Genomic DNA, 21,046 nt, shown 5'->3' with positions numbered 1-21,046 from the left:
GATGAAAAAGTATATCGTTACGGGTGCAGGACAAGGTATTGGTCATCAGATTGCCCAGCAATTGATGGCTGAAGGACATGTCGTACTTGTCAATGATATCGATCCTGCCTTATTAAAAGGCACCTATGTAAAGGCTGGGGACGTTAGTTCTCCAGCCTTTATTCAAGAACTAGTAGCCTATGCAGAGACTATTCCTGGCGATTTAGCTGGTTGTGTGTGCAATGCGGGGGTAACGACATTTGGGAGTTTTTGGGATTATAGCCCTGAATCGATGAAATCATTACTCGATTTAAACATTCAAGGTACTTTTTTTTTAATTCAAGCGGTTGCGAAGTCAATTCGTAAATCTAGAAAGGCGGGTTCTATTGTGGTGACTTCCTCTGTTACAGGACACCAAGCACATCCCGATTTAGCCGCGTATGGAATGACAAAAGCAGCCTTGAACCAATTAGTGCAGAATCTAGTTATCGACTTATCGCCTGTTCAGATTCGGATCAACGCGGTTTCCCCTGGTGCTACAATGACGGAGCGGACGGAGAAAGATGCGAATTATTTGAAAGAATGGAGCAGATTAACGCCTTTAGGTAAACCGGCGGATGTACAGGATATTTCAGAAGCGGTTTGTTTCTTTTTAAGTGATAAAGCCAAACATATTACAGGTCAGACCCTAATCGTCGATGGTGGATGGACGAGTGTCAGTCCCCCTCCCCAGTCCTAGGTCCAGGCATTTTCTAGGAAATTAAGCCAGTTTTGATGGCAGAATTTGACGATATCTTCATTCGAGAAACCTCTTTTCAATAATAAATCGGGTAGTTTTTGTAGATCAGCGATGGTTTCAATATCAGCAGGACATTGCTCCCGACCAAATCCACCATCTAAATCCGTCCCTAGTCCCACTTGGTTCGTATTTCCGGCCAAACTGCAAACGTGAACTAAATGATCGATGAGTGTATTTAGCGTCACATTTTTATTTTGTGGAGTGGATTCTCCTCTCACCCATCCCGGTACCATCATCCAAGCATCCATGGGCATTCCTATGACGGCATCTCTGCTTATGATCTCCTTTAATTGTTCATCGGAAAATTGACGGTTATGATCCACTAAGGCACGGCAATTCTGATGACTCGCCCAAACAGGCCCCTGGTGATTTTCCATCGCCTCCCAAAAACTATCATCGCATAAATGTGTTGCATCTAAAATGATATTCAATTCCATCATTTTGCGTAATAAATCTTTGCCTACTATTCCCATTCCTCCAACGGCATTAGTCCCTTGTGCATAACGTCCAGGCCCATAATGAGCTGGGCCTAAAGCACGCAATCCATAGGCATGAGCTATTTCTAGGTATTCTAAAGAGACGATTGAGTCTGCTCCCTCTAAGCTTAAAATATAGCCGATGGCCTGCTTGGACTCCTCCCATTGGATTAAGTGATCCTTTAATTCGGATAGATTTCGAATAGGTCTTAAATCACCGGAACGCTCTAAAGCCTTGTAATAGGCTAATTGGCCTTGAGTCTGCGCCCATGCTTGTTCTGGACTATTCCAACCCGGTAAACTGGAACCTGGAGCTACATAACGGGCAATTTGAGTAGCAACGACTACACCAATGTTTCCTTTGCGCAATTCGTCTAGACTGACTGTGGCATTCCCTCGATCAGGTTTGTCTGTTAATCCTTTTTCGCGTTCATTGATTTCCTTTATACTTGAACGCAAATCTCGATTCCATTCGAGTGCGTTCATACTTAGATCTAAATGAGCGTCGATTAATAACATAGTCGTCTGTTTCTGGCTTTTACTTCCCAAAGACCTCCATCAATCACCTGTAAATGCGAATGTAAATTTACCGTTGGGCAAATGTGATAAGGAACCATAGTTACGATTTCACCAATTTGATAAGCTGAACTATCTCCCACCTCTACAATACCATGCTCCTCACTTTGTGATTTTAATATCCACTCAGGTCTATCAATAAATCGCACTCGGTTATCAATTGGATTTTCTGCCGCCACCGATTTATGCCCTAAGTCAAGGCAAATGGTTGTTTCTGTCGGTTTTGAAATGATTCTGGAAATGATTTCTACCCCAAATTCAAAGGTGTTTTCTGGAAAAAGGGCTGCATATCCCGCGTCAAAAAACACATAGGTTCCTGGGCTGCAAGTAAACAATGGATTCTTGTGGTGCACTAAAAAACTAGGAGTTCCAGAGACCACTAGTTCTAAATTGTTCGTGTCTAATTGATCTATTAAGTAATAGAAAGAGACAAAGTCGGAGTTGACATGCTTTTCACGTTCTTGGAACTCTTTATCACGGATATGTCCGTCGTAGGCGTGTAAACCTTTTAATGTTACATTGGGTAATTTGTGTAGTTGCTGAATTAAATCAAAGGCCTTTTCTGGGCGAATACCGGTTCGATTCATTCCCATATTTAAATCGATATAAACTCCTGTGGTTTTTCCTTCGAAAGCCTCATTCAAAGATTGAGCAGCATGTAAATCATCGATAATAGAGGAAAACTGAGTGGTAGGATATGCCTCTTTTAATTGCTTGAAACGGATAATGTTTGGACCAATTAATTGTATGGAAATCAATACATCTGGTGCATTAGATAAAGCCAATAGTTCAGCCTCTGCGATGGTGGCACATTTGAATTTAGTGATTCCTGCCTCTAAAAGTAGGTCGTTTACCTCCTTTGTTTTATGCGTTTTTATGTGGGGACGTAATCGAGCTGGGTTTCCATCTACCATCTCGATGGCTTTGGCAATATTTCGTTTCACTCGATCAGGATAAACGAGCAGTCCCGGACTCTCAAAAATGTCTAAATTGATCATAAAACGGCACGATCTAAATGAACATACCCTCCATCTACGTGGATAATTTGTCCGGTGGTATGACTTGATTTAGGTGACAAAAGAAACGTGACCATATCACCTATCTCCTCTTTTGTGGTCATGCGTTTGCCTAAGGGAATGTTATTGGTTATGCTAGCTAATTTCTCCGTCGGATTATCCAATGTTTGAATCCATTTCTCGTACATCGGGGTAAAGCATTCCGCAACGATCACGGAATTAACACGAATCCCGAAATTTCTCAATTCTAATGCCCATTCTCTTGTAAGCGCATTTCTACCCCCATTGGATGCGGCATAACCGGAGGTATTGCCTTGGCCTGTTTCAGCAGTTTTAGATCCGATGTTTACTATCGCTCCTTTGCTCTTTTTTAAATAAGGCAAACAAGCCTGAGCCATTAAATAATAGTGTGTGAGGTTCGCGTTGATGGATTGAATGAATTTTTCATAATTACCTGATTCTAAACCCACTCCATCGTTAAGACCTGCATTATTCACTAGACCATCAATTTTACCAAACATCGTTGCAATCTTTTGTACTATCTCCGCACATTCTGATGGATTACTCAAATCAGCCACAAATGAAAAAGCCTGTCCGCCAGTCGCCTGTATCTTTTCGATGCACAACTGATTGTCCGCTTCATTTCTTCCCACAATAGCAACCATCGCTGATTCAAGTGCTAATGACTCGGAAATTCCTTGTCCAATTCCTTTAGCGCCTCCCGTTACTATAATGACTTTTTCTCTTAATCCTAAATTCATAATGTTTCTAATTGATAAAATTCGATGGCGTTGCCTTCGTAAATTTTTGCTTGTTCAGTGACACTTAAACCACCTAATTGGTATTTGAATGTATTCACCCAGCGTTCTAAAGTTGAATTTAGTAAAACAACGGGATAATCGCTTCCGATTAATAATCTAGATGGGCCAAAAACTTCTAATGCCACATCAATAATTTCATTTACCTGATCTGAAGACCAGTTTTGATCGCTAGCTTCTGTAACTATTCCTGATATTTTGGCAGAAACGTGATCTAGTTCTTTAAAGCGCGCTATCTGTTTTTTCCATGCTGAAATATCACCTGATTTAAGAGGAGCTTTCGCTAAATGATCTAAAACGATTCTTTGGTCAATGCAGGTTTGGCAAAAAGAAATAGCCGAATCCATTTGATGAGGATAGATCAATAAATCATAGCTTAAGTCAAAGCTAGCTAGCGCCTTAACCCCTCTAATGAATTCTTTTCGAGCCAGAAATGCGGGATCTTTTTCTACTTGAACGATGTGTCGAAAGCCTTTAATCGCTTCAAATTGGGAGAAATAGGCTAAGCGATCTTCAATGTTTGAACTTTGGAGATCCACCCATCCTACTACACCTTGAATGAATTCATTTTGTTCAGCTAAAGCTAATAGAAATAAGGTTTCTTCTTCAGATGAGTCAGCTTGAACCGCTACGCACCCGGTAAATCCATTCTCCCTAAATAGACCTTCGCTGTAAGATGGATAATAATCTTTTCTGAGAACGGACATTTCAGGAGTAATCCAGGTGTCTCGTTCTTCGTTATAATTCCAAAAATGTTGATGCGAATCAATCATCCCTGATAGGCTACAGCAGTTTGTTTTTGTTCTCCTAAACCTTCCATTCCTAAGGTTACCACGTCTCCAGCTTTTAAATAGATCGGTGGATTGAATCCTAATCCTACACCGTGTGGTGTCCCAGTACTGATTACATCACCCGGTAAAAGCGTCATAAATTGAGAGATATAAGAAACAACTTGTGGAACATTGAAGATCAATTGGTTCGTATTACTTGTTTGAAAACGTTTCCCATTGACATCTAACCACATAGGCAGTTGATGAACATCAGCAATCTCTTCTTTCGTCGCCAAAAACGGCCCTAAAGGTGCAAACGTATCACATCCTTTACCCTTTGACCAGTTTCCTCCTCTTTCTAATTGGTATTCGCGTTCAGATAAGTCGTTGTGTAAACAATATCCAGCCACATAATCATAGGCATCTGATTCTGCAACATAAGAAGCCTTTTTGCCAATAACGATGGCTAATTCTACTTCCCAATCCGTCTTGGTAGAGTTCTTAGGTATGATGATATCATCATTTGGACCCGATAAAGCGGTAGTACTTTTAAAGAAAAGAATAGGTTCAGTCGGGATAGCAGCTCCCGTTTCCTTCGCATGATCCGCATAATTTAACCCCACACAGACGATTTTGCTAGGTCTTGCTACACAGGATCCTACTCTACCAGAGATTTTAGGGAAATCGTTTGCCTTCAACTTACTTATGGCAGCTAATCCCCCTTTTTCAAAAAAGGATTCATTGAAATCGGAAAAAATGGAGGATACGTCATAGTATTCTCCATTCTCATAAATTGCCGGTTTTTCTTGGCCTACATCTCCTATTCTTGCTAATTTCATTTTATAATTTTTTGATAACGTCCCACATCGTGTCAGCAAGGAATTGATTTCCTGCTTCATTCAAATGAACTCGGTCTGTTGTCAAAATGCCAGACGCCTTGTTTTCGATATTGTTTTTAGCCTCGTAATCCATAAATGCCTTACGAAGATCAATTAATTGTAAGGAGTTATCTTTTGCAATCTTTTTGATGATTTGACTGTAAGCATTCAGGTCTCCGTCGTTTTCATTGCTGTTATCAAACTTCTCACCTATTACCGTTGGTGTGCATATAACTACTTGAGCATTAGCTTTTTGAATCTTCTTGATTAAAGCATTGTAGAAGCGTTCAAACTTGTCAGCATCCGTACCTGTACGAGATGATGTTTTATGCCAAACATCGTTAATCCCAATGTATATAATGACAAGATTGGGATTCTTTGCAACCACATCGTCCTCGTGACGTAGGTATAAATCATAGACTTTATTTCCTCCTATTCCAGCTCCAATTAATTCATATTGATTTGAAAGACCTTGTGCGGCGATCATTTCGGTCATTTTGGTAATATACCCCGTCTTTCCTACTCCAGCTTGTGTAATCGAATCTCCGAAGAAAATAATACGCTTAGGGCCATCCTTCTTAAATGAACTTAACGAGGCTCCCAAAATCAATAAAAGGCAAATCAGTTGTTTTTTCATAGGTTTAGTTGTTTAGATAAATGAATCCACCGTCAATGGGATAATCACACCCTGTGATAAATGCGGCTTCATCGGAACATAAATATAAAGCTAAATGTGCAATTTCTTGTGGTTGGGCCATACGTCCTATCGGTTGAGTTGCAGATAATTTGGCAAACATCTCCGCTTGATTGTCTGGGTAGTTTTTCGCGATAAAACCATCCACAAATGGCGTATGGACTCTACCAGGCGAAATGCAATTACATCGAATCCCTTGGTGAATATAATCTTTCGCTACAGATTGCGTCATCGATTTAATGGCTCCTTTCGTCATTGAATAGCCAAAACGATCAGGTATCCCCACCGATGCAGCCACCGATGCCATATTTAAAATCACCCCTGACTTTTGCTTAATCATGCCTGGAATAAAGGCATACATGCAATGATATGCCCCTTTTACATTCACATCAAAGATATTTTGGAAATCTGAAGGACCCGTTTTTTCCAAATTTCCAATTTGGGGAATTCCTGCATTATTCACCAAAATATCAATTGAGCCTATATTATTAGCAATAGCTTGAACTGATTCTATATTCGTAATATCCGCTAAATGCAACGTAATTTCAGCTGGTAGGGGTTCCAATGCCGGTTTCAAGTCAATCACATGTACCTCTGCCCCTTGTACTAAAAAGGTGAGCGCAATCGATTTTCCGATGCCAGAACATCCGCCGGTGATGACGACTTTTTTGTGGGTTAGTTTGAACATAGGTCAGTATTCGGTAGTCAGTAGTCAGTAGTCAGTAGTCCGAAGGGAATGAGTCCGGAGGTGTAAATCATAAATCTTTACTCTATTATCTCTACTCTCTAATCTATAATCTATAATTTACCATTCACCATTCACCATTATAAAGATACCCCTCTCCTCCAGAACATAAAATCATCCTGTCCTAGATCCATTGCTTTCGTATTAATTTCTCCAGAAGCTAATTTAATAATGTATTCCAAAACTTCCTCTCCCATCTGTTCTACCGTTTTCTCTCCAGAAATAATGGGGCCACAGTTAATATCAATAATTTCAGGAAGTTTTTCAGCTAGCTTTGTATTAGTTGATAATTTAACCATCGGGCTGATTGGATTTCCTGTAGGAGTTCCTAAACCTGTCGTAAATAATTGGATGGTAGCTCCTGCACCCGCCATTCCGGTGGTGGCAAGAACATCATTTCCAGGTGTACAAACTAGATTTAAGCCCTTTTTCGTCACATACTGTCCATAACCTAATACATCTTCAATAGGTGAAGATCCTGCTTTCTTAGCGGCTCCAGCTGATTTTATGGCATCAGTGATTAGGCCATCTTTAATATTACCAGGAGATGGATTCATGTCAAAGCCTGCTCCTACTAAAGCAGCTCTACGCGCATATTCGCGCATCAAGAATCCAAAATTATCCGCAATTTCTTTCGTAACTGCTCTGTTTTGCAATTCCTGCTCTACGCCACAAAGTTCAGGGAATTCAGCGATCATCACCGTTCCACCTAGACCTACGACTAAATCAGCGGTGTGTCCGATGGCTGGATTCGCAGAGATGCCAGAGAAGCCATCAGAGCCACCACATTTAACTCCCACCCGCAAAGCAGATAATGGCGCTGGTTTACGCGTTTGTTTATTGATCTCAACCAGACCTTTGAATGTCTGGAGAATCACTTCATTTAACATATTCTCTACCCCGCTTCCTGTGTCTTGTTGTTGCTCAAAAATGTAAAGTGGTTTGGAGAAATTTTGATCTTTCTCTTTTAATTTCTCTTTAAATACTTCGATTTGAGAGTGTTGGCATCCAAGACTGAGCACAGTAATTCCGCCCACGTTCGGGTTCAAACAATAACCTGCTAATAAAGCGCATAAGTTTAGAGAATCATCTTTATTCTCGCCGCAGCCACTTTCATGCGTTAAAAATTTAATGCCGTCTACATTTGGGAATTGGGCTGATTTGTGTACAAGAATGGAGGCGGTTGATTCCGTATCAATTTCTAGTGGTTTCCCTTCTGCTAATTGGGCTCCTAATTGTTGTACTTTCTGAGTGAATGGATCTAGTTTTTGAAAGCCTAATCCATTTAGAAAAGCATTTTTTAATAATTCAATGTTTCTGTTTTCACAGAATACCAAAGGAATAACTAACCAATAGTTTTGTGTACCTACTTGACCATCAGATCTATGGTAACCATTGAACGTACGGTTTTGGAACTTGGTAACATCGGGTGCTGTCCACTGATAATCTTCTTGTTTTCCATTAAAATCGGTGGCTGCGTGATGCAGATTAAATGTGTGAATCAAACCACCTTTAGGAATATCTTGACTAGCAAGTCCTACTAAAACACCATACATGGTTGCTTTTCCATCCTTAAAAATAGCCTCAGTTGTGAATTTATGTTTTGCTGCAATATCATCCTGCAAGGTAATTTGATTTCCATTGTGGTCTATAATGGTTCCTTTAGGTAGATCTTGTAGGGCTACTAATAAATTGTCTGTGGGGTTGATTTGTAAATACGCTTGACTCATGATTTTAGGCTAAATATATTTTTGGCTAGTACCCATTTTGTGCCTTCTGGCGTTCCGGGTATTAATTTTTGATAACTTGACATTAAATTTTCCCAAGCCTGAACCTTAGGATTATTGGTATCCAATTCTTCTTTTTTAGCAAAACTAAACGACTCATTTGCTATAATCTCCATACATAGTCGGTTTTCAAAGCGAAACATCTTCATCGATTCTATACCGGATTCAAGTATGCTCATTTTAATTTCTTCAGGTATGGGTTCATGGTACTTCTCATATTCCCGAATCAATTCTGGATCGTTTTTCAAGTCAAGAAATAAGATAAATTGTTTCATTAGTCTTTAATTTCAAATCCTTTAAAAGCAAAATAGATAATATAAGCAAAGCACAATAAAGGAATCCCCAAGGCTGCAGCAGTACTTATTTTGAACAAGGAGGCAGTTAGCGGAGGAACGATGGCACCTCCCACAATGGACATGATGATTAAGGAAGACGCTAGTTTAGAACCGTCACCTAAGCCCTTACAGGACAAAGCAAATATGGTTGGAAACATGATAGATTGAAAGAAATAAACAGCGATTAAGGCAATCAGTGCTGCTAACCCTCCTCCAAACATGGCAACAGCCACTGATACTACTGCTCCGATTGCATAAACACCTAATACTTTATTGGAGGCAATTTTCCCCATTAAATAAGTGCCTAAAAAACGACCTAGTAAAAATAAAATAAAGGCAAAGGAGGCATGGAAACTAGCGATTTGTGTAGGACTCATTGTGTCTGAGATTTGGTAGATCTTATCCACAATCCAAAGATTATCGTCTTTAGCTAAGTCCAATTTTAAATCCACAAAATTCCCCCAAAGTGAGACTTGTGCTCCAACATTTAAAAATTGAGCTAAAATACCTAATACTAAATGTTTGCGCCTTAACAAACCAGAAATGGTTGTCTTGTCATTTGAGTCCTCTGCAGACTGCAACTCGGGCATTTTGGTAAAAACAAATAAGACAGCTACTAAAGCCACAACGATACCAATGATTACGTAAGGCATTTGTACAGAAGCTGCTTGGCTCACTCGAATGGCTTCTGCTTCAGCAGCTGGAAGCGCTTGAATCATTTCACGTGTATATTCCTTTTCTGAAAAGATGAATAATCCTCCGATGATGGGTCCAAGTATAATGCTCATTCCATTAAATGACTGAGCTAAATTCAATCGAAAGTCTCCTTTCTCAGGATCGCCTAATACGGTAACATATAAATTTGCTGCCGTCTCTAAGAAGGCAATACCAGCTGCAATAAGGAATAACGCAGCTAGGAAAAAGCTATACATACGAACTTCGGCTGCTGGATAAAAAAGAAAAGAACCGGCAGCATAAAGGATTAATCCCATGAGTATACCAGCTTTATACCCCATTTTTTTCATCACATAACCAGCTGGTAGGGCCATGGCAAAATAGCCAAAATAAAAGGCTGTCTCCACGATGTTAGCTTGCCAGCGTTGTAAATCAAGGGCCGTTTGGAATTGTTTGACTAATGAGCCGTTTAAACTATTTGCAAGGCCCCATAAAAAGAATAAACTGGTTACTAAAATAAAAGGAATCGTGTAGGAAGTTGATTCCGAATTTTTTAATCTAGGTTGATCTTCATTTAGAGGTAAAGCCATATGGATTTTTTATATAAAAGTAAAAACACTGCATAATTTACCTCCTTTTATTTAATTTTAATGCAAACCTAATTTACATAATGAAAAAATTGCTTTCCTGTCTCCTATTGTTGTTTAGTATCAGTATTTCAGCACAGATTAAATCTCCTGAAGAATTTTTAGGTTATCCGATGGGTACTAAATTTACTTATCATCATAACATTGTTGCATACAGTCGTTATTTAGCTTCACAAAGTAATGGATTAGCCCAATGGCAGGTCTATGGTCAAACCAATGAAGGCCGTGAACAAGGTCAAATGATTATTGCGAATCTTCCTGCAGGAATTAGCCTGGAGCAAGTTCAACAAAATCACCAAAAACGGATTCAAGGGGAAAAAGCAGATCCTACTCTCCCAGTAATTATCAATTTATCATTCAATGTACATGGTAATGAAGCTGCCGGAAGCGAGGCTGCTTTGAATACGTTGTATGCCTTGATTTCAAATCCCAATAGATCTATTCCTTATGTCATTTTAATCGATCCTTGTATTAATCCCGATGGTCGAGATGCCTATGTTACGCAATACAATCGCCGAAATTTTATCCCAGGCGGAAATGCTGATCCGAATGACCAAGAGCATTATGAAGGAATTACTTCAGGTCGTTACAATCATTTTTCATTTGATTTAAACCGGGATTGGGTTTGGCAGACTCAAAAAGAGACCCAGCAACGCTTGAAGTTCTATCGTTCTTGGATGCCTATGATGCATGCAGATTTTCATGAGCAAAGTTTCCAGCATTCGTATTACTTCCCTCCGGCAGCAAAGCCTTATTTGAATTTTATTGCTCAATCGACTAAAGATTTGCAGGAAAGTGTAGGTCGTTCTTTTTCAAAGCTTTTTGATGAAAAGAAATGGCCTTATTTTACTTCTGAGGTTTATGACTTATTATATCCTGGCTATGGTGATACTTACCCTGTTTTAAATGGCGCGTTAGGTATGACTTTAGAGCAAGGTGGAATTAGAGGTGGATTAATTTCTGCCAAGAGTGATGGTGATACGATCTCTTTGGTAGATCGAGTGAAACATCATTCAGCTTTGGCTTTAAACCTAGTAGAATGGTCACTTACAAACTCAGAAAGCTTAAAAGCTTCTTTTTATGGTGTTCATGATAAATCAAGAACGAATCCTTCAAATAAGTATGCTTACTATTTTGTCCCTGAAGAAGAATTAGTGAAAGCTCAAGACTTTAAACAGTTGTTGATTAAAAATAATATATCGTTCTCCTACACAGATGTAGTAAAAAGTGTTCCTGCCTATGAATACACATCCATGAAGCAGGTAGCTATTCCTTTAAATAAACATGGTTTACTCATTTCAGCAAAACAACCATCGGCACCTTTGATTCAGGCTTTATTGGATCCGACAATCGCATTAGAGGATTCTCTAACCTATGATATAACGGCGTGGAACTTGTTTCAATTAAATGGATTGAAAGCATTTGGACTAAATGAAAATGTTTTTGGCCCATCCAAGAATCAAAATGAAGTTAAGCAGTCCTCATTAAATGAAAAGAAATTAGCATATCAATTCACCATTGTTGATTATAAATCAAGTCAAGAATTAATTAAATATGCTATTGACTTGGGCGCTATAGTGACCTATAATGATGCGTTGAATAAGTCGGGAATTGTTACGATTACTAGTTTAAAATTAACTGATTTACAGAGAGCTGAATTGTTAAAGTTTGCATCGAATAGATCTATTCAACTTTCTAGTTTAGATTCGTTTAAATCATCGGATAATTTTGATTTAGGTTCTACTCATTACAAATCTGTTTTTGTTCCCAAAATTGCAGTTGTAGTAGATCCTACAAATGATGTAAATCAACAGGGTGAACTAGCTTATTTTTTGACTCAGAAATACGGATTCAAACCTGCCTTTATTCCATCAAATCAATTGTTTAGGTCAAATTTATTTCACTATACACACCTTATTTTCCCTGATGGAAAGCATGGTGCCCTATCCAATACAAATTCGATACTATTAATGGATTGGGTAAAGAAAGGTGGAAAACTGATACTTATGGAAGGGGCTCGTAAAATTATAGAGGATAAAGATTTAGTTGCTAAAGAGGATACCGCTAAACATACGTCTACTTATGCCATGCGCGAAAGAGCTGAATTGTCTAATTCAACCTCGGGAAATATGTTACAAGTGGAAGTGGAAAAGACGCATCCATTGGTATTTAGAATAAATGAAAATTCGATGTATATCTTAAATCAGGTTGCTGATTTTGTTAAGCTTCCAAAAGATTTTACGCCAGTACTGAAGACATCATCTAAGCCCACTATCATGGGGTTTGTAGGATCAAATAAAAAAGCTCAGTTAGCTAATTCTTTGATATTGGGTGTAAAAGAAATGGATAAGGGTAAAATTATTTGGTTTGGCTTTAATCCTTTATTCCGAGCAATTCCTAATCAAGGTCAAACCATTTTTGAAAACTTATTTCTTTATTCTGAATTCTGATGTTTCGATTTACGCTCCTTCTTACCATATTAAGTACTTCCATTTTCGCTCAAAAGGTTAGCCCCGTCTATCCTATTCCCTCTGCAAAGCAATTAGCCTGGTCAGAATTAGAGTATTATGGCTTCATTCATTTTAATATGAACACCTTTACGAATGTGGAGTGGGGTGAAGGTAAAGAAAGTCCTTCTTCTTTTAATCCGAGTGCCTTAGATTGTAATCAATGGGCTAGAATCGCTAAGAAGGCAGGAATGAAAGGATTAATTTTGACGGTAAAGCACCATGATGGCTTCGCACTTTATCCTTCTAAATATACTACCCATTCAGTGGCCAAATCACCATGGAAAAATGGAAAAGGCGATGTGGTTAAAGATTTATCTGAAGCTTGCAAGAAGTATGGGTTAAAACTCGGAATCTATTTATCGCCCTGGGATCGTTTTCATCCAGATTATGGTACAGATAAGTATAATCAGGTGTACGCCAAAATGCAGGAGGAGTTATTAACCAATTATGGTCCTATTTTTGAGTTTTGGTACGATGGGGCAAATGGAGAAGGTCCAAACGGGAGGAAACAAGTGTACGATTGGCCGCTCTTTCATTCCATGGTTAATAAATACCAACCGAACGCGGTTCAATTTTCTGATGCAGGACCTGATATTCGTTGGGTTGGAAATGAAAGAGGTTATGCCTATGATACGATGTGGAGCCCGATTTTACGAGACAAAATTTATCCAGGATGTTTAGACTTTGATAATTACCGAAATGGTCAAGAAAATGGGACGCATTGGGTTTCACCTGAAGTAGATGTTTCCATTCGACCAGGTTGGTATTATCACCCAGATCAAGATGATAAAGTAAAGACCCCGGATTCTTTATTAAAGATTTATGTAGCCTCAGTGGGGCGCAATGCTAATTTATTATTAAATATTCCGGTTGATACACGTGGATTAATTCATGAAAATGATTCAGCCTCTTTGATGGGTTTTGCAGCTATTCGGGCTAAATCGCTTGTTAATCTTTTGAAGGGTAACTCTGTAGATCCCTTGTTTGATGGAAAGAATTCCACCTATTGGATGGCATCTGAAAAGAATAATTTGATCAAAGTGGATTTAAATTTTGTTCAAAAAGTAAATACCATTATGCTTCAAGAACCCATTGCTTTAGGACAGCGTGTAAGCAGCTTTGAAGTAGAATTAGTGGATGAGACAGGAATAAAAGAAGTGATCAAATCAGGTACGATCGGCCATAAACGAATGATTACCTTCAAAGAGCGGAAACTAAAAAGCTTCCAAATTAGATTTACCGGCTCTAGAGGACCCGTGTTAATATCCAATTTAGAAGCTTATCGGTTTATTTCAACACGTAACGAACCGCTTTTCCAGTAAAGGTAAATCCATTAGCTGTTTGCGTGCTATAAACCGAATATTTCACATCAACTAGAGCCGTAGCTCCTAGTTCCATCGCCTTTTCGACCATCAAGCGTAATATCTCCTGCTTTTTATCCTGGTGATTACCTCTGTAAAGCATTTTTCCATTTTGTGTCTGATTATTCTCTAATGGAACCTCACCTGACATTTTGATCGTTTCGATTTCCTCAAAGCTTGACTTAGGAGTTTCATTGAAATATACTACATCAATATCGTATTTAACGGGAATTTCGAAACCCAAACCATCATGTCGCTCGACTCCACCATTTTTAAAATCATTCGAATAATACGAAGACGGCTTAACATGTTTAGAACACCCTACCACTCCTACTACAAGAAGTAGCTTACATGCTTTCTGAATCATAGATTAATACTTTATCCCAAAGGTGGGCACAATTTTTAATAAATTCTAAGTGGATAGGTGCAGTCTGATAATAATCATGTCCCTTCTCCTCTTCAAATGTTGTTAGTAAGCAATAATCATAAGAACGATCTATCACAGGACGATCTGTATTTGCAGGTTTACCTACACTAAACACATCAACTGTTTCAATTTCTGCAAGAGATTGAACACCGGCTTCAAATAAGGCGATATCCTCCTTGCTTAAACCTTTTTTTAACCAAAAATTTACAACGTGTACAAACATATTCTATTTATTTAAACCTTCTTGTGAACTGATTTGAGCTAATTTTTTTCCTAATTCTGGTGATGCACTTGCCAATGGCATGCGTACCTGAGCCCCAAATAAGCCTTGGTTCTCTAACAATTTCTTCACTCCAACTGGATTTCCTTCTTCATATAAATAAGGGTCAATGGTTAAGAATTTCCCTAATTCCTTAGAAGCTGATTTAAAGTCACCAGCTAAAGCACGGTGGATCATGGTGGTAAATTGCTGAGGAAATGCATTCGCAATTACAGACATCACTCCTACTCCACCAACAGAAATAATCGGAACAGCCTGAACATCGTCCCCAGAAATTAAAAGGAAGTCATCCGATTTATGGTAGACAATCTCCATACATTGTTCGATGATACAAGAAGCTTCTTTAATTCCAATAATATTTTTATGTTCCGCTAATTTTAAAACCGTTTCTGCTGACATATTAATTCCCGTTCTTCCGGGAATATTGTACATGATGACTGGAACTGGGCAGGCATCAGCGATAGCCTCGTAATGAGCAATAACTCCTCTGGCGCTTGGTTTGTTATAATAAGGACAAACGGATAAAATAGCGTCAATCCCTTCAAATGAAGTGTTTTTTATTTGAGCTAATAGCGAATCGGTATTGTTTCCACCTAAACCGTAAACAATAGGGAGATTCTTGATGTTCGCTTCTTGAATGGTTGAAACGATTTGTTTCTTTTCATCAGAAGTGGTGGTGGCAGATTCTCCAGTGGTTCCTTGAACAACTAAATAATCTACTCCACCGGTTGTCACGTGTTGTATTAATTTCTTAAGTCCACCCCAATTAATCGAACGATCTTCGTTCATTGGTGTAACTAAAGCTGGCGCAACGCCGTGAAATTTAGGTAATGATTGCATAATCTAAGAAAGGAGGGCTATAAATTCGTTCTCCGAAATAATTGGTATGGATAATGAATTGGCTTTTTCCAATTTAGCTGGTCCCATATTTTCCCCAGCTACAAGGTAATCTAATTTGGCAGAAATACTGGAAACGACTTTGCCGCCGTTAGCGATGATTTTTGCTTTTAACTCATCCCGGTCGAAATGGGTGAATACTCCCGAAATTACAAAACTTTTGCCTTCTAGTGCGGTGGTTTCTAAAACTATTTCGTTTATTTCTTCAGAAAATTGTACACCTGCATATTTCAAACGTTGGATGATTGCTTGGTTTTCGGCGTTTTCGAAAAACGAAAGAACACTCACGGCAATACGCTCCCCTATTTCGGAAACAGCGATTAATTCTTCTAAACTTGCTTGAATTAGGTTTTCTAGCGAGTGAAAATGCATTACTAATTTTTCAGCGATGGTGGCACCTACATGTCTAATGCCTAAGCCGAACAATACCTGCCTAAACGGAATAGATTTAGAATTTTCGATGCTATTTAATATGTTTTGGATCGATTTAGCTTGAAAACCCTCCAATCCAATGAATTTTTCGGCACTTAAATCATATAAATCTGCCACATTTCTGACAATACCCTTTTCAAATAACAGATCCACCGTTTCGGTTCCGATATTCTCAATGTTCAATGCTTTACGGGCAATAAAATGTTCGATCTTACCTTTAATCTGAGGAGGACAGCCTGTGTCGTTTGGACAATAATGGTTCGCTTCTCCTTCTAAGCGTATTAACTCTGTATCACACGAAGGACATGCGTGTGGGAAGATAAACGAAGAACCATCCTTCCTAGCCGAGGTATCCACACCTGTTATTTTAGGGATGATTTCTCCCCCTTTTTCAATAAATACTGTATCTCCTTCTCGTAAATCTAGACGTTCCATTTCATTCGAATTATGAATAGAAGCGCGTTTAATGACTGTTCCAGCTAGGTAAACTGGTTCTAAATTTGCGACGGGCGTTACATTGCCGGTTCGCCCCACTTGGTAGGAAACTGAATTAATGCGTGTCCGTGCAATTTCGGATGGATATTTGAAGGCGATAGCCCAGCGAGGAGATTTGGCTGTAAAACCTAAACGTTCCTGCTGTCCAAAATCATTTACCTTAATGACAATTCCATCCGTATTCAAGGGAAGATCGTTTCTCTTGTCAGCCCAATCTTCAATGTAGGTCAGTACTTCATCGATAGAGGCACAAACGCGATAGGTAGGCGAAATGCTAAATCCGACCGATTTCAAATGCTCTAAAGCTTCGGAATGGCTATTAAATGGATTTTCATTGCCTAAATAAGAGTATATAAAGCATTCCATATCCCGACGAGCTACTTCCGCTGAATCCTGCATTTTAAAAGTACCTGAGGCTGCATTTCGGGGATTGGCTAAGGGTTGATCCCCTTTCGCTATTTTCTCTGAATTAATCCGATCGAATGAAGTGATAGGCATATACCCTTCTCCTCTTATCTCATAGGTCGATGGTAAAAGAGTAGAATTAATCCGAGTAGGTAAACTTTTTATCGTCTTAACATTAGCCGTGATGTCATCTCCTCTTGTACCATCGCCTCTTGTTACCCCTTTTTGTAATACTCCATTCGTATACCAAAACGACAAAGCCACTCCATCAAATTTCAATTCACATACATATTCGAAGGACTCGCCTTCTAAACCCTTTTTTACCCGCTCATCAAAATCCCTTAAATCACTTTCATTATAGGTATTACCTAAAGAAAGCATGGGGAATTGGTGCGTAACGGATTTAAATTCTTTGGTGATGGTACCGCCCACTTTTTGTGTAGGGCTATCAGAGCGAGCAAAAAGTGGATTCTCTGACTCTAATTTGATTAATTCAGCTAATAATTGATCGAAAGCCTGATCTGTAATTAGACTTTCATTTCTTTGATAATAGGCCTCATTGTAAAGATTGATCTTCACAATGAGTTCATTCATTCGCTGATTAATATCCATAATCGAAATTAAAACTTAATTCATTTGGAATCAAGCGTGAAACAAGGTTTGGGAATATTTTATACCTTTGTCATATGAGAAATTTGATCATTGCCCCCTCGGTTTTAGCGTGTGATTTTTTGAACATTGGTTCAGAGGTTCAAATGTTGAATGAATCCGCTGCAGAATGGATTCATATTGATGTGATGGATGGGGTATTTGTTCCCAATATTTCTTTCGGTTTCCCCGTGCTTGAGGCGATTAATAAAGTTGCTACGAAGGTTTTAGATGTTCACTTGATGATCGAAAAGCCGGAGCAATATATTACGACTTTTGCCAAAGCAGGCGCTAAAGTCATCACCGTTCACTACGAAGCTTGTCCTCATGTTCACCGTACGATTCAGCAAATTAAAGATGCTGGTTGTTTAGCAGGTGTAGCCATCAATCCTGGTACGCCTGTAGAAGTGTATCAAGATATTATTGCTGATTTGGATCTGGCCTTAATTATGTCGGTTAATCCGGGTTTTGGAGGACAAAAATTCATCCCTAATGCTATCAACAAAACAAAACGTGTAGCTGAGATGGCTGCTAAAGCTGGAAATACCACCTTGAAAATTGAAATTGATGGTGGTGTTACGATGGCAAATGCTGCTGATTTATATCATGCTGGCGCAAATGTATTAGTCGCAGGTAGTTTTGTTTTTGCTTCGGCTGATCCTAAGGCTACTATAACTGAATTGTTGACTGTAGCAAATTAATCCGATGGGTGTCAGAATCTGCATCTTGTTGATTTTTATGTCCACCGTTACTTTCGCCCAAAAAGTTAAATGGGCCTCTCAAGTTATTTCTGTTTCCAGTGAATATAAGGATCCATTATTAGGTAAGGAATTTAGGGCTATACATGCCTTAGGTCGACCGAGTAAATATCCAAAAATGGTTGCAAGCCCCAGCGCTTGGCAAAGTATGACACCTGATAATCCTGATGGTGAATATATTATTGTTTCATTTGATACGTTAATGGCCATTAAACAAGTGGCTATTTTTGAGAATTTTGGAGCGGGTACGATCAGTTCAGTAGAAGGTTTAGATCTTAATAATAAGATTTATCCTTTAAAATCTTTTTCTTCTGGATATAATACATCTGGTTCTCAGGTATCTACCATAAATTTACCTACTAAAACTAATTTTCGTTTAAAGAGTCTTAAAATTTCTTTTAATTCGATGCGAGTGAAGGGTTTTTCTCAAATAGATGCCATTGGTATTTCAGATAGCGATGAACCCATTGAACAAAGTATTAAGTTGCAAGCTGATCCTAATGCCTTTATGGCAAGAGAGAATTTAGGGAATTTTATTAATTCGAAATTCAATGAGATTTGTCCTGTAGTGAGTCCAGACGGACAAAAATTGTATTTCACTCGATGGAAACACCCGGATAACTATGGATCTAATAAGAACCAAGATATATGGGTTTCTACCTGGTCCGCTTCGGATAAACTTTGGAATAAAGCGACATTATTTTCTCCTCCTATTAATAACGATGAGAACAACGCCGTTTGCGGCATTACTCCTAATGGTAAAACCTTGTTGCTAAATAATGTTTATGGAAAAGACGGTACGATGGAGAAAGGTGTATCTTTTTCATTTTTATTAAGAACAGGTGAATGGAGTTTTCCTAAAGCTTTGAAAATAGTTAATTTCAAGAATAAGTCGGAGTTTTCAGAGTATACATTAGCACCTAATGGTAAGGTATTATTGATGACTACTGAGACAAAGGATTCATTCGGTGGTAAAGACATTTATGTGTCTTTTTTAAATACGGATGATACGTGGTCTGAGCCTAAAAATATCGGTTTTTCTGTTAATACCGGTGAGGCGGAATCTACTCCTTTTATTGCTCCAGATGGAGTGACGATGTATTTTTCTTCGAGTGGTCATGTGGGCTTTGGTAATAATGATATCTTTTTAACGCGACGTTTAGATGATACCTGGCAAAACTGGTCATTACCTGAAAATTTAGGCCCTATTGTCAATACTCCCCAATGGGATGGTTATTTCTCTGTCTCTGCTAAAGGTGATTATGCTTATTTTAGCTCTACTGAAAATTCGTTAGGTGCTGAGGATATTTTTCGCATTAAAATCCCGGAAAAAGCTAAGCCATTGACTCTTGTTCAGATGAATGGTCAGGTTATTAATCTTAAGACGAAGGAGCAAATGCCTGCTCGAATCTTAATTAAGTCAAAGCTTAATCCATTGGATACATTATCGATTGATTATGATCCTTATGTGGGAGATTATAGTTTTATGTGGCCGGCCAAAAAGCCATTTTCAGTTCAGGTGAAGAAGCCCGGCTTTTTAAATAAATCTGAAAATTTTGATTTCAGTTCTTTGAAAAGTTTTAGTTCATTGAATCAAAATTTCATCATGCAAACTGTTGAGCCAAATAAATCGTATTCAATAGCTAATATCAGTTTTGACCAAGGTAAGGCTGAGTTAAAGCAAGGATTTGAGATGGAACTGGATAAAGTAGTTCAAATTTTACTTGAAAACTCTTCATATCAGATTCTTTTAGAGGGTCATACGGATAATCAAGGAGATTGGAATGATAACTTGAAATTATCAATAGAACGTGTTGATAATGTAAAAGCCTACTTAGCTTCGAAAGGAATTGATGCTGCAAGAATAAAAACAAAAGGTTGGGGTGGCGCTAAACCGATAGCGAATAATTTATTGGAAGATACGAGACGAATCAATCGTCGGGTTGAGTTTACGTTAATTCCAATGGAATAAAAAAAGGAGAAAATTGCTCCCCTCCTTTTAAATTCAACCTAAAACTAAATTATTACAAAAGAACGATCAAACTCTTAATGATCGCCGTTAGTCTGATAGCATCTAATATTCTCGCTTCTGTCGCTCCGTGATTCTTCACCGATTGCTCATGTGAAGTAACACACATTTCACAACCATTGATGGCTGAGACTGTTAAGCTGGCTAATTCAAAGAACTCTTTCCCTAATACTGGATTCATCATGATGGACATGCGTATACCAGCTGGAGCCGTATTGTAATATTCTTTGTCTACCATGTGCTTAAAGCGGTAGAAGATATTGTTTGCATTTAATAAAGAAACCAAGGCATGAATTTCGTTGATCTCAGCGTCTGTAGCTCCTTTTGTAAGAGCTAATTCAGTTAGTGAGTCAATTGTTCTCGTGTGTTTTTGGTTTACAGATACGGCCAAAGCTAATAGGATAGCCTCTTTCTCCGTTAATGTTTGCGCGCGTAAGGCGTTCGAAACATTAATTTTTAGATCTTTGATATAGCGGTGATCCGCAGTATCTAAGGTATCTAAAAGGGCGAACGATTCTGTAGCAGGGATATTGATCTCTGCTAATAAGTTGTCTTTAGTTTCACTCATGTTGGATGAATTTAATAGCCCCAGGGAATCCTGGGGCTAAA

General features: G+C 38.6%; 20 protein-coding genes. 5 read left to right on the top strand and 15 right to left on the bottom strand.

The genetic code is table 11. The features are described from left to right. Position 1 precedes the first annotated feature (1 nt). Entirely contained in the window at positions 2 to 718 is a 717-nt protein-coding gene (locus tag ACILP5_RS05075) for an SDR family NAD(P)-dependent oxidoreductase (RefSeq protein ID WP_395617570.1), read from the top strand. Here ACILP5_RS05075 and ACILP5_RS05070 read toward each other — a convergent pair. From ACILP5_RS05070 to fucP, 10 genes are all read right to left on the bottom strand, one after another. Then, positions 715 to 1,773 carry a dipeptidase gene (locus ACILP5_RS05070; RefSeq protein ID WP_395617569.1) on the bottom strand — a complete coding sequence of 353 codons (1,059 nt, stop codon included), beginning with the start codon at positions 1,771 to 1,773 and terminating at the stop codon, positions 715 to 717. The genes ACILP5_RS05075 and ACILP5_RS05070 overlap by 4 nt on opposite strands. Next, the gene (locus ACILP5_RS05065) at positions 1,764 to 2,828 is read right to left on the bottom strand and encodes a D-TA family PLP-dependent enzyme (protein WP_395617568.1); all 1,065 of its coding nucleotides are present in this window, start codon (positions 2,826 to 2,828) and stop codon (positions 1,764 to 1,766) included. The genes ACILP5_RS05070 and ACILP5_RS05065 overlap by 10 nt, the downstream gene beginning before the upstream one ends. After that, positions 2,825 to 3,607: an SDR family oxidoreductase gene (locus tag ACILP5_RS05060; RefSeq protein ID WP_395617567.1), complete on the bottom strand. Its 783-nt coding sequence runs from the start codon at positions 3,605 to 3,607 to the stop codon at positions 2,825 to 2,827. Before ACILP5_RS05060 ends, ACILP5_RS05065 begins: the two co-directional genes overlap by 4 nt. Further along, positions 3,604 to 4,437, bottom strand: a complete 834-nt coding sequence (locus tag ACILP5_RS05055; protein WP_395617566.1) for an amidohydrolase family protein — start codon at positions 4,435 to 4,437, stop codon at positions 3,604 to 3,606. Before ACILP5_RS05055 ends, ACILP5_RS05060 begins: the two co-directional genes overlap by 4 nt. Further along, positions 4,434 to 5,273 (bottom strand): fumarylacetoacetate hydrolase family protein, encoded by an 840-nt coding sequence (locus ACILP5_RS05050; protein ID WP_395617565.1) that lies wholly within the window; start codon positions 5,271 to 5,273, stop codon positions 4,434 to 4,436. Before ACILP5_RS05050 ends, ACILP5_RS05055 begins: the two co-directional genes overlap by 4 nt. A 1-nt stretch (position 5,274) precedes the next feature. Beyond that, the gene (locus ACILP5_RS05045) at positions 5,275 to 5,949 is read right to left on the bottom strand and encodes an SGNH/GDSL hydrolase family protein (RefSeq protein ID WP_395617564.1); all 675 of its coding nucleotides are present in this window, start codon (positions 5,947 to 5,949) and stop codon (positions 5,275 to 5,277) included. Between the two features lie 4 nt (positions 5,950 to 5,953). Further along, the gene (locus tag ACILP5_RS05040) at positions 5,954 to 6,694 is read right to left on the bottom strand and encodes an SDR family NAD(P)-dependent oxidoreductase (RefSeq protein ID WP_395617563.1); all 741 of its coding nucleotides are present in this window, start codon (positions 6,692 to 6,694) and stop codon (positions 5,954 to 5,956) included. A 137-nt stretch (positions 6,695 to 6,831) separates the two neighbouring features. Beyond that, positions 6,832 to 8,481 carry a UxaA family hydrolase gene (locus ACILP5_RS05035; RefSeq protein WP_395617562.1) on the bottom strand — a complete coding sequence of 550 codons (1,650 nt, stop codon included), beginning with the start codon at positions 8,479 to 8,481 and terminating at the stop codon, positions 6,832 to 6,834. Further along, a complete protein-coding gene (locus ACILP5_RS05030) occupies positions 8,478 to 8,813 on the bottom strand; it encodes an L-rhamnose mutarotase (protein ID WP_395617561.1) in 336 nt (111 codons plus the stop codon). The genes ACILP5_RS05035 and ACILP5_RS05030 overlap by 4 nt, the downstream gene beginning before the upstream one ends. After that, complete coding sequence (fucP, locus tag ACILP5_RS05025; RefSeq protein WP_395617560.1) at positions 8,813 to 10,138, bottom strand: L-fucose:H+ symporter permease; 1,326 nt, start codon at positions 10,136 to 10,138, stop codon at positions 8,813 to 8,815. The genes ACILP5_RS05030 and fucP overlap by 1 nt, the downstream gene beginning before the upstream one ends. 80 nt (positions 10,139 to 10,218) lie before the next feature. Here fucP and ACILP5_RS05020 point away from each other — a divergent pair, with 80 nt between their 5' ends. Both ACILP5_RS05020 and ACILP5_RS05015 read left to right on the top strand, forming a co-directional pair. Continuing rightward, positions 10,219 to 12,645, top strand: coding sequence for a M14 family zinc carboxypeptidase (locus ACILP5_RS05020; protein ID WP_395617559.1), 2,427 nt, complete (start codon positions 10,219 to 10,221; stop codon positions 12,643 to 12,645). Further along, positions 12,645 to 14,027, top strand: coding sequence for an alpha-L-fucosidase (locus ACILP5_RS05015; RefSeq protein ID WP_395617558.1), 1,383 nt, complete (start codon positions 12,645 to 12,647; stop codon positions 14,025 to 14,027). The genes ACILP5_RS05020 and ACILP5_RS05015 overlap by 1 nt, the downstream gene beginning before the upstream one ends. On the opposite strand, the gene ACILP5_RS05010 is transcribed toward ACILP5_RS05015, so the two are convergent. Genes ACILP5_RS05010 through ligA form a run of 4 tightly spaced genes read right to left on the bottom strand, consistent with a single transcriptional unit; the run spans position 13,993 to position 17,614 of the window. Continuing rightward, positions 13,993 to 14,433, bottom strand: coding sequence for a hypothetical protein (locus ACILP5_RS05010; protein WP_395617557.1), 441 nt, complete (start codon positions 14,431 to 14,433; stop codon positions 13,993 to 13,995). The two genes, ACILP5_RS05015 and ACILP5_RS05010, sit on opposite strands and share 35 nt — an antisense overlap. Then, entirely contained in the window at positions 14,414 to 14,716 is a 303-nt protein-coding gene (locus ACILP5_RS05005; RefSeq protein ID WP_395617556.1) for a Dabb family protein, read from the bottom strand. The genes ACILP5_RS05010 and ACILP5_RS05005 overlap by 20 nt, the downstream gene beginning before the upstream one ends. 3 nt (positions 14,717 to 14,719) lie before the next feature. Then, on the bottom strand, positions 14,720 to 15,613 hold the full coding sequence (gene dapA, locus ACILP5_RS05000) for a 4-hydroxy-tetrahydrodipicolinate synthase (protein WP_395617555.1): 894 nt from the start codon (positions 15,611 to 15,613) through the stop codon (positions 14,720 to 14,722). A 3-nt stretch (positions 15,614 to 15,616) separates the two neighbouring features. Next, positions 15,617 to 17,614: an NAD-dependent DNA ligase LigA gene (gene ligA, locus ACILP5_RS04995; RefSeq protein ID WP_395617554.1), complete on the bottom strand. Its 1,998-nt coding sequence runs from the start codon at positions 17,612 to 17,614 to the stop codon at positions 15,617 to 15,619. A gap of 74 nt (positions 17,615 to 17,688) precedes the next feature. Between ligA and rpe the strand changes: the two genes are divergently transcribed. Together rpe and ACILP5_RS04985 are read left to right on the top strand one after the other, a co-directional pair. Further along, positions 17,689 to 18,351: a ribulose-phosphate 3-epimerase gene (gene rpe / locus ACILP5_RS04990; protein ID WP_395617553.1), complete on the top strand. Its 663-nt coding sequence runs from the start codon at positions 17,689 to 17,691 to the stop codon at positions 18,349 to 18,351. A 4-nt stretch (positions 18,352 to 18,355) separates the two neighbouring features. Then, entirely contained in the window at positions 18,356 to 20,380 is a 2,025-nt protein-coding gene (locus ACILP5_RS04985; RefSeq protein WP_395617552.1) for an OmpA family protein, read from the top strand. Between the two features lie 52 nt (positions 20,381 to 20,432). Here the strand turns inward: ACILP5_RS04985 and ACILP5_RS04980 are convergent, their stop codons facing one another. Next, positions 20,433 to 21,005 (bottom strand): carboxymuconolactone decarboxylase family protein, encoded by a 573-nt coding sequence (locus tag ACILP5_RS04980; protein WP_395617551.1) that lies wholly within the window; start codon positions 21,003 to 21,005, stop codon positions 20,433 to 20,435. Positions 21,006 to 21,046 lie beyond the last annotated feature (41 nt).

Source organism: Aquirufa sp., from assembly GCF_044239315.1.
Taxonomy (GTDB): domain Bacteria; phylum Bacteroidota; class Bacteroidia; order Cytophagales; family Spirosomataceae; genus Aquirufa.
This window is presented reverse-complemented; position numbering and strand designations above follow the sequence as displayed.

Excerpts from the sequence above, each read along its gene's own strand:
- ACILP5_RS05020 (WP_395617559.1), top strand. The coding sequence starts at position 10,219 with ATGAAAAAATTGCTTTCCTGTCTCCTATTGTTGTTTAGTATCAGTATT.
- ACILP5_RS05055 (WP_395617566.1), bottom strand. The coding sequence starts at position 4,437 with ATGATTGATTCGCATCAACATTTTTGGAATTATAACGAAGAACGAGAC.
- ACILP5_RS05035 (WP_395617562.1), bottom strand. The coding sequence starts at position 8,481 with ATGAGTCAAGCGTATTTACAAATCAACCCCACAGACAATTTATTAGTA.
- ACILP5_RS05070 (WP_395617569.1), bottom strand. The coding sequence starts at position 1,773 with ATGTTATTAATCGACGCTCATTTAGATCTAAGTATGAACGCACTCGAA.
- ACILP5_RS05030 (WP_395617561.1), bottom strand. The coding sequence starts at position 8,813 with ATGAAACAATTTATCTTATTTCTTGACTTGAAAAACGATCCAGAATTG.
- ACILP5_RS05075 (WP_395617570.1), top strand. The coding sequence starts at position 2 with ATGAAAAAGTATATCGTTACGGGTGCAGGACAAGGTATTGGTCATCAG.
- ACILP5_RS05040 (WP_395617563.1), bottom strand. The coding sequence starts at position 6,694 with ATGTTCAAACTAACCCACAAAAAAGTCGTCATCACCGGCGGATGTTCT.
- ACILP5_RS05005 (WP_395617556.1), bottom strand. The coding sequence starts at position 14,716 with ATGTTTGTACACGTTGTAAATTTTTGGTTAAAAAAAGGTTTAAGCAAG.
- ACILP5_RS04985 (WP_395617552.1), top strand. The coding sequence starts at position 18,356 with ATGGGTGTCAGAATCTGCATCTTGTTGATTTTTATGTCCACCGTTACT.
- ACILP5_RS04980 (WP_395617551.1), bottom strand. The coding sequence starts at position 21,005 with ATGAGTGAAACTAAAGACAACTTATTAGCAGAGATCAATATCCCTGCT.
- ACILP5_RS05050 (WP_395617565.1), bottom strand. The coding sequence starts at position 5,273 with ATGAAATTAGCAAGAATAGGAGATGTAGGCCAAGAAAAACCGGCAATT.
- ACILP5_RS05010 (WP_395617557.1), bottom strand. The coding sequence starts at position 14,433 with ATGATTCAGAAAGCATGTAAGCTACTTCTTGTAGTAGGAGTGGTAGGG.
- rpe (WP_395617553.1), top strand. The coding sequence starts at position 17,689 with ATGAGAAATTTGATCATTGCCCCCTCGGTTTTAGCGTGTGATTTTTTG.
- ligA (WP_395617554.1), bottom strand. The coding sequence starts at position 17,614 with ATGGATATTAATCAGCGAATGAATGAACTCATTGTGAAGATCAATCTT.
- fucP (WP_395617560.1), bottom strand. The coding sequence starts at position 10,138 with ATGGCTTTACCTCTAAATGAAGATCAACCTAGATTAAAAAATTCGGAA.
- ACILP5_RS05015 (WP_395617558.1), top strand. The coding sequence starts at position 12,645 with ATGTTTCGATTTACGCTCCTTCTTACCATATTAAGTACTTCCATTTTC.
- ACILP5_RS05065 (WP_395617568.1), bottom strand. The coding sequence starts at position 2,828 with ATGATCAATTTAGACATTTTTGAGAGTCCGGGACTGCTCGTTTATCCT.
- ACILP5_RS05045 (WP_395617564.1), bottom strand. The coding sequence starts at position 5,949 with ATGAAAAAACAACTGATTTGCCTTTTATTGATTTTGGGAGCCTCGTTA.
- dapA (WP_395617555.1), bottom strand. The coding sequence starts at position 15,613 with ATGCAATCATTACCTAAATTTCACGGCGTTGCGCCAGCTTTAGTTACA.
- ACILP5_RS05060 (WP_395617567.1), bottom strand. The coding sequence starts at position 3,607 with ATGAATTTAGGATTAAGAGAAAAAGTCATTATAGTAACGGGAGGCGCT.